Origin of the sequence: Xanthobacter sp. YC-JY1, assembly GCF_021730305.1 — a bacterium.
GTDB classification, from domain to species: domain Bacteria; phylum Pseudomonadota; class Alphaproteobacteria; order Rhizobiales; family Xanthobacteraceae; genus Xanthobacter; species Xanthobacter flavus.
Map to the genome: position 1 here is coordinate 2,549,182 of NZ_CP032674.1, position 9,530 is coordinate 2,558,711.

At 67.8% G+C, this 9,530-nt stretch carries 7 protein-coding genes; 4 read left to right on the plus strand and 3 right to left on the minus strand.

Going from position 1 to position 9,530, the window contains the following annotated elements:
- Positions 1-303: 303 nt before the first annotated feature.
- The 3 genes from gyrA to recQ are packed head-to-tail and all read left to right on the plus strand — an operon-like array spanning position 304 to position 5,587.
- Positions 304-3,063 carry a DNA gyrase subunit A gene (gene gyrA, locus D7006_RS11885; protein WP_237356750.1) on the plus strand — a complete coding sequence of 920 codons (2,760 nt, stop codon included), beginning with the start codon at positions 304-306 and terminating at the stop codon, positions 3,061-3,063.
- Between the two features lie 38 nt (positions 3,064-3,101).
- On the plus strand, positions 3,102-3,713 hold the full coding sequence (locus tag D7006_RS11890) for a LysE family translocator (RefSeq protein ID WP_237356751.1): 612 nt from the start codon (positions 3,102-3,104) through the stop codon (positions 3,711-3,713).
- Between the two features lie 56 nt (positions 3,714-3,769).
- Positions 3,770-5,587: a DNA helicase RecQ gene (gene recQ, locus D7006_RS11895; protein WP_237356752.1), complete on the plus strand. Its 1,818-nt coding sequence runs from the start codon at positions 3,770-3,772 to the stop codon at positions 5,585-5,587.
- Positions 5,588-5,658: 71 nt separating this feature from the next.
- On the opposite strand, the gene D7006_RS11900 is transcribed toward recQ, so the two are convergent.
- Positions 5,659-6,543 (minus strand): ATP-binding protein, encoded by an 885-nt coding sequence (locus D7006_RS11900; protein WP_229644544.1) that lies wholly within the window; start codon positions 6,541-6,543, stop codon positions 5,659-5,661.
- A 233-nt stretch (positions 6,544-6,776) separates the two neighbouring features.
- Here D7006_RS11900 and D7006_RS11905 point away from each other — a divergent pair, with 233 nt between their 5' ends.
- A complete protein-coding gene (locus D7006_RS11905; RefSeq protein ID WP_237356753.1) occupies positions 6,777-7,430 on the plus strand; it encodes a hypothetical protein in 654 nt (217 codons plus the stop codon).
- A 9-nt stretch (positions 7,431-7,439) separates the two neighbouring features.
- Here the strand turns inward: D7006_RS11905 and D7006_RS11910 are convergent, their stop codons facing one another.
- Positions 7,440-8,276: a sulfite exporter TauE/SafE family protein gene (locus D7006_RS11910; protein WP_169120467.1), complete on the minus strand. Its 837-nt coding sequence runs from the start codon at positions 8,274-8,276 to the stop codon at positions 7,440-7,442.
- Between the two features lie 134 nt (positions 8,277-8,410).
- Positions 8,411-9,364 (minus strand): tRNA dihydrouridine(20/20a) synthase DusA, encoded by a 954-nt coding sequence (gene dusA / locus D7006_RS11915; RefSeq protein WP_237356754.1) that lies wholly within the window; start codon positions 9,362-9,364, stop codon positions 8,411-8,413.
- Positions 9,365-9,530 lie beyond the last annotated feature (166 nt).

Genomic DNA, 9,530 nt, shown 5'->3' on the forward strand with positions numbered 1-9,530 from the left:
GGGCAGCTTCGGTACTGACCGGCCCCGCTTTGTGCTGATCGGCTCACTGAAAGTCGGCGCCCGCGCCTGCCGGGGGCGGGCTTTTGCCGTGCCGTCGCAGCCCCCTTTTCCGGCCGCTTCGGACGGCGTTCGCGGGCCCATCTGACGCAAAACGGACAAATTGTCCGGCGACCGGTGAGGTGGCCCGTATAACCCATTGATTTATATGGTGTAAATTTACGTCCGCCAGAGGGGTTTTGCTGGCGTCGGAGGGGTGAATCGGCTAGAAGGAAGCACCTCACCAATCCATGCGAGTATTGACTTTTGGCCGATTCCGAAACGCCGAAGACAGGTGGCGAGCCGCCGTCCGACATCCGGCCCGTTTCCATCACGGAGGAGCTGTCCCGCTCCTATCTCGACTATGCCATGAGCGTCATCGTCGCCCGGGCCCTGCCCGACGTGCGCGACGGCCTCAAGCCCGTGCATCGGCGCATCCTGTTCTCCATGCACGAGAACGGGTACGAGTGGAACAAGCAGTACCGCAAGTCGGCCCGCGTGGTCGGCGACGTGATCGGTAAATACCATCCCCACGGTGATCAGTCGGTCTATGACGCGCTGGTGCGCATGGCCCAGACCTTCGCCATGCGGGTACCGCTGGTGGACGGCCAGGGCAATTTCGGCTCGGTGGACGGTGATGCCCCGGCGGCCATGCGCTACACCGAGGTCCGTCTGGAGAAGGTGACGAACACCCTCCTCGACGACCTGGACAAGGAAACCGTCGACTTCCAGGACAATTACGACAATTCGGAACATGAGCCGACCGTCCTGCCGGCCAAGTTCCCGAACCTGCTCGTCAATGGCGCCGGCGGCATCGCGGTGGGCATGGCCACCAACATCCCGCCGCACAATCTCGGCGAGATCATCGACGTCACCGTCGCGCTGCTGGACGACCCGCTGCTGGAGCCCGAGGCGCTACTCGACCTGCTGCCCGGCCCGGATTTCCCCACCGGCGCGCTGATCCTTGGCCGCACCGGCATCCGCCAGGCCTATCTCACCGGTCGCGGCTCCATCCTGATGCGCGCGAAGGTCGCCATCGAGCATATCCGCAAGGACCGCGAGGCCCTCATCGTCACCGAGATTCCCTATCAGGTGAACAAGGCGACTATGATCGAGAAGATCGCCGAGCTGGTGCGCGACAAGCGGGTGGAGGGCATCTCCGAGATCCGCGATGAGAGCGATCGCGACGGCATGCGCGTGGTCATCGAGATCAAGCGCGACGCCCAGGCCGACGTGGTGCTGAACAACCTCTACCGGCTCACGCTGCTTCAGACCTCGTTCGGCGTGAACATGGTGGCGCTCTCCGGCGGCAAGCCGGGCATCCTTACGCTGCACGACGTGCTGACCGCCTTCATCGCCTTCCGCGAGGAGGTCATCAGCCGGCGCACCAAATTCCTGCTGCGCAAGGCGCGCGACCGCGCCCACGTGTTGGTGGGCCTCGCCATCGCCGTCGCCAACATCGACGAGGTGATCCGCCTCATCCGCACCGCGCCGGACCCGGCGACTGCGCGTGAGTCGCTGATGGGCCGCGACTGGCCGGCCAAGGACATGGCGCCGCTGATCGCCCTCATCGCCGATCCGCGCCACAAGCTGAAGGAAGACGGCACCTATCGCCTCTCCGAGGTGCAGGCCCGGGCCATCCTCGACCTGCGGCTCCAGCGGCTCACCGCCCTTGGCCGCGACGAGATCGCCGAGGAGTTGGACAAGCTCGCCGCCGAGATCGCCGATTATCTCGAAATCCTCGCCAGCCGGCCGCGCATGCGGGCGATCATCCGGGACGAGCTTCTCGCCATCAAGGCGGAGTTCGGCACGCCGCGGCGGACCGAGATCGTCGAAGGCTTCGGTGATCTGGAAGACGAGGATCTCATCCAGCGCGAGGAGATGGTCGTCACCGTCTCCCACGCCGGCTACATCAAGCGCGTGCCGCTCTCCACCTATCGGGCGCAGCGGCGCGGCGGCAAGGGCCGCTCGGCCATGCAGACGCGGGACGAGGATTTCGTCACCCGCCTGTTCGTCGCCTCGACCCACGCGCCAGTTCTGTTCTTCTCCTCCAAGGGGCAGGTCTACAAGATGAAGGTGTGGCGCCTGCCGCTGGCGGCGCCGCAGGCCCGTGGCAAGGCCCTCATCAACATCCTGCCGCTGGAGCAGGACGAGCGCATCACCTCCGTCGTGCTGCTGCCTGAGGACGAGGGCGAGAACCAGCGCCTGCAGATCATGTTCGCCACCACCGGCGGCACCGTGCGGCGCAATGCGCTCACCGATTTCCAGCAGGTGAACCGCAACGGCAAGATTGCCATGAAGCTCGCCGAGGGCGAGGCCATTGCGGATGTCGGCCTGTGCACGGAGGACGACGACGTGCTCCTCACCACGGCGGCCGGCGCCTGCATCCGCTTCCCGGTCACCGAGGTGCGCCTGTTCAAGGGCCGCGACAGCGTGGGCGTGCGCGGCATCCGGCTGGAGGAGAGCGACAGCGTCATCTCCATGGCCATCATCCGCCATGTGGATGCCGACGCCGAGCAGCGGCTCGCTTACATCAAGATGCGCCGTGCTTTGCGCGGCGAGGCGGGCGAGAGCGCCGAGGTGGAGCAGGAGGAGGGCGCGAGCGGCTCCGGCCAGCTCAGCCAGGAGCGCTACGCCGAGATGGGCGCAAAGGAGCAGTTCATCCTCACCGTGTCCGAAAACGGCTACGGCAAGCGCACCTCGTCCTACGAATATCGCGTCACCGGCCGTGGCGGTAAGGGCATCGTCGCCATGGCGGTGAACGAGCGCAACGGGCGCCTCGTCGCCTCCTTCCCGGTGGAGGATGCGGACCAGATCATGCTCGTCACCGACGGCGGCCAGCTCATCCGCTGCCCCGTGGATGGCATCCGCATCGTCGGTCGCGCCAGCCAGGGCGTCATCGTGTTCGACACGGCGGAAGGTGAGCGCGTGGTCTCGGTGGAGCACATCAGCGAGGACACCGGTGCCGAGGGTGAGGCGGGCGAAGGCGGCGTGGACGCCGCCGGAGACGACACGCCGGAGGCCTGATCCGCGAGCGGGGGCCTTCGGTCGGAGGAGCGCAAGTGATGATGTCGGCTGAAAGCCTCGCCTTGTTCGTGCTCGCCTGCATCGCGTTGGGAGCAACGCCGGGGCCGAACGTGGCGCTCATCGTGGGCACCAGCCTCAAGCACGGGCGGCAGGCGGGCATTCTCACCGCCATGGGCGTCAATGTGGGCCTCATCGCCCAGTTGGCGCTGGTGGCGGGAGGCCTTGCCTATGTGGTGGAGGCCTTCTCCCGCCACTTCGATCTCGTGCGTTATGCCGGCGCGGCCTACCTCGTGTGGCTCGCCGTGATGCAGTGGCGCAGCGCCGGCAAGGCGATCGAGGCGCCCGCGCCCTCCGCCCATGCCGCCTTCGGGCGGGGGCTCGCTGTGGCGTTCGCCAATCCGAAGACCCTGCTGTTCCACGCGGCCTTCCTGCCGCAATTCGTCACCAACACCGCCGATCCGGTGCCGCAGATCGCGCTTCTGGCCGCGATCTTCGCGGTCATCGCGCTGGTGGGCGACATGCTGTGGGCGGTGGTAGCGGACAAGGCGCGCGCCGCGCTGAAGGGCCGCTTCACGCTCGTGGCGGACCGCGTCTCCGCGGGCATCCTCGTCGGCGGCGCGGCCCTGCTGCTGGCGGCAGGACGGCGATAGGCCGTCCGCGGCGCCACCCCGCATTGCCCCGCGGGGGGAGGGGGCTATAAGGCCCCATGTCTGCCCTTCTGGATGATTCCGCCCCGCTCGAGGTCCTGCGCCACGTCTTCGGCTACGAGGCGTTCCGCGGGCGGCAGCGGGAGATCGTGGAGCATGTGGTCGCCGGGGGCGATGCCCTCGTGCTCATGCCCACCGGCGGGGGAAAATCCCTGTGCTATCAGGTGCCTGCGCTGGTGCGGCCGGGCACGGGCATCGTGGTCTCGCCGCTGATCGCACTGATGCACGATCAGGTTCAGGCGCTGCGCCAGCTCGGCGTGAAGGCGGCCATGCTCAATTCCTCCCTCGCCCCCGGCGAGGGGCGGCAGGTGGAGCGAGCGCTCGCCATGGGCGACCTCGATCTCCTTTATGTGGCGCCCGAGCGGCTGCTGACCGACGGCTTCCTGAACCTGCTGGACGGCGCGCGCATCTCGCTGTTCGCCATCGACGAAGCCCATTGCGTCTCCCAATGGGGGCATGATTTCCGGCCCGAATATCGCCAGCTCACCATCCTGCATGAACGCTATCCCGGCGTGCCGCGCATGGCACTCACCGCCACCGCGGACGGACCGACGCGCCGGGAGATCGTGGAGCGGCTCAATCTGGAGGAGGGGCAGGTCTTCCTGTCCTCCTTCGACCGGCCGAACATCCGCTACCGCATCGCGCCGAAGGCCAATCCCCGCGTGCAGCTGAAGGCCTTCCTCGACGCCCATGACGGCGAGGCAGGCATCATCTATTGCATGAGCCGGGCGAAGGTGGAGGCGACCGCCGAGATGCTCTCCACCGAGGGGCGCACGGCGCTGCCCTACCACGCCGGCCTCGACGCCGACACCCGCGCCCGCCATCAGGACCGCTTCCTGAAGGAGGAGGGCGTGGTGATGGTGGCGACCATCGCCTTCGGCATGGGCATCGACAAGCCGGACGTGCGCTTCGTTGTCCATCTCGATCTGCCCAAGAGCATCGAGGCCTATTATCAGGAAACCGGCCGCGCCGGGCGTGACGGCCTGCCCTCCGAGACGCTGCTGCTCTACGGCGTGGAGGATGTGGCCAAGCTCATCCAGTTCGTGGACGGCTCGGATGCCCCGGAGGCGCGCAAGCGCGTGGAGCGCAGCAAGCTCGATGCGCTGCTGGGGCTTGCCGAGACCGCCTCCTGCCGGCGGCAGGTGCTGCTGAAATATTTCGAGGAAGACCTGCCGCAGCCATGCGGTAACTGCGATACGTGCCTCGCCCCCCCGCGCACCTTCGACGGCACCGAGGCGGCGCAAAAGCTGCTCTCCTGCGTCTATCGCACCGGAGAGCGGTTCGGCGCCGGCCATGTCATCGACGTGTTGCGCGGCGACGCCAACGACAAGGTGACCAAGTTCGGCCACGACAAGCTCTCCACCTTCGGCATTGGCGGCAACTTCTCGCGCGATGAATGGCGGGCCGTGGTACGCCAGCTGGTGGCCATGGGCTATCTGTGGGTGGACGTGGAGGGCCACGGCAGCCTTGGCCTCACCGAAAAATGCCGGCCGGTGCTGCGCGGCGAGGAGCGGGTGGAGCTGAAGGCCGAGGCACGCCCCCGCGCCGCCCGTGTCACCGGCGGCGGGCGCGGCCCCTCCGCGGCCCTGGCCGATCCGGCCGACGAGGCGCTGTTCCAGAAACTGAAGAAGCTCAGGCTCGAGCTGGCGCGGGCGCAGGGCGTGCCGCCCTACGTCATCTTCCACGACACCACCTTGATGGCCATCGCCGAGCTGAAGCCCACCTCCATGAAGGCGCTGGGCATGATCTCCGGCATCGGCGAGGCCAAGCTGATGCGCTACGGTCAGCAATTCCTGGCGGTGATCGCCGAGGGGTGAGCCGAGAGCCGGGGCACGCTCTTGCGCCCCGGACCCATGGATCGACAGCAAATGCGTCCGGGGTGCGCCCGTCACGCCGCCTTCAGCGCCACCCCCAGCCGGCCGGCGAGATCCTGCACGAACTGGTAGGCGGTGCGGCCGGAGCGGGCGCCGCGGGTGGTCGCCCATTCGAGCGCCTTCGGCCGCCACTCCTCTTCCGTCGCCGGAATGCCGTGGTGGTCCACATAGGCGGCGACCATGGCAAGGTATTCGTCCTGGCTGCACTTGTGGAAACCGAGCCACAGGCCGAAGCGGTCGGAGAGGGAAACCTTCTCCTCCACGGCCTCGCCGGGGTTAATGGCGGTGGAGCGCTCATTGTCCATCATGTCGCGCGGCAGCAGGTGGCGACGGTTGGACGTGGCGTAGAAGATCACGTTGTCCGGCCGCCCCTCGATGCCGCCTTCCAGCACCGCCTTCAGCGACTTGTAGGACGTATCGTCGGAATCGAACGAGAGATCGTCGCAGAAGACGATGAAGCGGTGATGGGAGCCGCGCACCAGGCCCATCAGCGCCGGCAGGGTCTCGATGTCCTCGCGGTGAATCTCCACCAGTTTCAGGCGCGCGCCATCATCGGCCAGAGACCGGTTGATGGCGGCGTGGGAGGCCTTCACCAGCGAGCTTTTCCCCATGCCGCGCGCGCCCCAGAGCAGCGCATTGTTGGCCGGCAGTCCGCGGGCGAAGCGCTCGGTGTTCTCGACGAGCTGGTCGCGCACCCGGTCGATGCCCTGCAGCAGGTCCATCTCCACCCGATTGACCCGCGGCACCGGCTCGAAACGGATCGGGTCCGTGTGCCAGACGAAGGCGTCGGCCGCCTCGAAATCCGGGGTGGGCACCGCAGGCGGGGCCAGGCGCTCCAACGCCCCGGCGATGCGGGTGAGCAGATCGAGGGTCGCGCTCGAAAGTTCGGGCTGTGTCATTATCATCCTCCCGCGCGGGGATTAGGACGCGGCCGGCCCGGCGGCAAGGCGGCCCGGCGCGCGTGTGGCGCAAAAGCCATGCGGCGCGCGCATGATGGGGACGACGCTGCAGCGCAACAATTCCGCCTTAACTTCTCCCCATCCATCCTCGACCAAGCAAGCCGAGAGGAATGGTAGCCGCGTGCTCGGCCACCGTTCCGGTGCCCACCCTCTGCCCCGGGAGGTCGAGACCCATGGCGATCCGCCGCCCCCTCACGCGCTCCGCGCTTCTGCCCGCGCTGCTGTCTCCGCTCTTCGCCGCCGCGCCGGCCCTTGCCGACGGGACGGAGGCGAAGACGGCCCTGAAGGCCGATGGCTCGACCTCGCTCACCTATTCGACGCCCGTGCAGGATTATGGCGCCGTGGTCGGCCTCGACCTCTCGGCCACCGGATCGAGCGTGGCACCCACGGTCGGTCAGAGCGCGGACGGCCTCGGCGGCACCGCCTATGCGAAGGTCACCGTCTCGCGCCTGCCGGACTGGATGGTCTGGGAGAAGGGCACGGTGAACGTCTCCGTCGATCCCAACGATGCGGCGAGCAAGCTCGCCACCACGTTCGAGCGCACCATTCCCCTGACCAGCGGCCTCGCGGCGACGCTGGCGGATACCTATCAGGTGAAGGCCGGGTCGCAGGCGTGGGAGACCGACAAGTCGCTCAGTCTCAAGCTGACGGACGTCGGCACCACCTTCGCCGTCTCCACCAAGGCGACGAGCAATTCGCCCCAGCTTCTGCCCACCGTGAGCGCCCAGCAGCAGCTCGCGCCGGACTTCACGGTGACCACCTCCGTGGCCGATACCGGCTCGACGCTGAACAAGAGCATCACCGCCGGCTTCACCCACCGCTGGTGAGGCGCCGCCTCAGCCGTGGATGATGGCGACGAGGAACCGCGCACCGATCAGCAGCAGGAACAGGCCGAAGCCGATCTCCAGATGGCGGCGGCTCAGCCGGTGTGCGAGCCGCGCCCCATAAGGCGCCACCAGCGTCGCCACGGGGGCGATGCACAGGAAGCCGATCACCGACACATAGCCGATGGACAGGGGCGGCAGTTCCGACAAATGCGGCCAGCCGGCGATGGCATAGCCGATCACCCCCGGGATGGGGATGATGACGCCGATGCCCGCCGAGGTGGCGACGGCGGCGTGGATCGGCACGCCGTAGAGCAGCAGGATATTGGTGGAGATGCCACCGCCCGAAATGCCGACCAGCGACGACGCGAGGCCGATGAAGAAGCCGTAGAACCGCATCATGGCGGACGACGGCAGGTGATCGGCGATGCGGATGTCGTTGCGGCCGATGAGGCTCTTCAGCCCCAGCAGCGACACCACCGCCACGAACACCGCTTGCAGCACCCAACCCGCCGCCACCGCCGCGATGGCGCTGCCGGTGATGATGCCGATGATGGCCGGGATGCGCCACTTCGCCAGCACGCCGGGCAGCGATGCGCCCTTGGCCATGTGGGTGCGATGGGAGGCCATCGCCGTGGGGATGATGATGGCGAGCGAGGTGCCGACGCACAATTGCATCCGCACGCTGTCGTCCACCCCGAGGAAGCCGAACACCTCGTACAGCACCGGCACGATGACGCCGCCGCCGCCGATGCCGAAGAGGCCGGCGAGCAGGCCGGTCAGCACCCCGCCGGCCAGCATGGCGGCGACGAGCAGGACAAGCTCCTGCACGGGAACGTTGGAAAACATGAGCGGAACCGAAGGCTTGCAGGCGGATGGGGGAGGAGGAGTGGCCCGGAATCCGGCATATGTCCACTGCGCCGGCCGCATGACGCCGGCGAAAGCTGCGCTATTCACGCAACTCCGCGGGAATTCCCGCTTGGTCAGGCCGCCTGCAGATCGCGGCGGCGCACCTCGTCCACCGCGCCGCGCAGCACCTCGAGCCCGGCGCCGGGGATGATGGCCTCGGTGGAGAGGCGGCGGCGGAAGATGCGCGCGCCCTTCTTGCCGCCGAACAGGCCGAGCATGTGGCGGGTGATGTCGGAGAGCCGGCCGCCGGCTTCGAGGTGGCGGGCGATATAGGGCTCGAACGCCTCGATGACGGCGAACGTATCCTCGTGCGGGGCCGGGACGCCGTGGAGAGTGGGGTCCACCTCCGCCAGCAGCTCCGGCGTGTGATAGGCGGCGCGGCCGAACATGATGCCGTCGAGCCCGTCCGCCTCGGCGAGCCCCTGCGCGAGGCTTTCGAGGCCGCCGTTGAGCGCTACCGGCACGTGGGGCAGGCGGGCCTTCAGGCGCCGCACGCGATCATAGTCGAGGGGCGGGATGTCCCGGTTCTCGCGGGGGGAAAGGCCGTTCAGCCACGCCTTGCGGGCATGGACGATGAGCCCGTCGCAACCGGCCGCCAGCACCGCGTCGGCGAGGGTGTCGAGGGCTTCCTCGGGGTCCTGGTCGTCCACGCCGATGCGGCATTTCACGGTGACGGGGAGGGCGACGGCGCCCTTCATGGCAGCGACGCACTCGGCCACCAAAAGCGGCTCGCGCATGAGACAGGCACCGAAATTGCCGCCCTGCACCCGGTCGGAGGGGCAGCCGACATTCAGGTTGATCTCGTCATAGCCGAAATCGGCGCAGATGCCCGCCGCCTGCGCCAGAAGCGCCGGATCACTGCCGCCCAATTGCACCGCGACCGGATGCTCCGCGTCCGAAAAGCCGAGCAGCCGCGCCCGGTCGCCATGGATCACCGCCGGCGCGGTGACCATCTCCGTGTAGAGCAGCGCATGGCGCGAGAAGGTGCGATGGAAGGCCCGGCAATGGCGGTCCGTCCAATCCATCATGGGCGCCACGGAAAAACGAAACTCTTGATTTTGCGACATTATTTCTGAGGCGCTATCCAATTGGGTCGCATCGCGTGCGTTCTATTCTACGTCACGATGCGGCCCAATTATGCTTTTTCGACGGATCAGTCACTGCCCGGTTGCGGGTGGAAGGCCACCACGGGGC

Bases quoted from the DNA above. Each gene is read 5' to 3' on its own strand.
- D7006_RS11890 (WP_237356751.1), top strand. From the start codon at position 3,102: ATGATGTCGGCTGAAAGCCTCGCCTTGTTCGTGCTCGCCTGCATCGCG.
- recQ (WP_237356752.1), top strand. From the start codon at position 3,770: ATGTCTGCCCTTCTGGATGATTCCGCCCCGCTCGAGGTCCTGCGCCAC.
- D7006_RS11900 (WP_229644544.1), bottom strand. From the start codon at position 6,543: ATGACACAGCCCGAACTTTCGAGCGCGACCCTCGATCTGCTCACCCGC.
- D7006_RS11905 (WP_237356753.1), top strand. From the start codon at position 6,777: ATGGCGATCCGCCGCCCCCTCACGCGCTCCGCGCTTCTGCCCGCGCTG.
- D7006_RS11910 (WP_169120467.1), bottom strand. From the start codon at position 8,276: ATGTTTTCCAACGTTCCCGTGCAGGAGCTTGTCCTGCTCGTCGCCGCC.
- dusA (WP_237356754.1), bottom strand. From the start codon at position 9,364: ATGATGGATTGGACGGACCGCCATTGCCGGGCCTTCCATCGCACCTTC.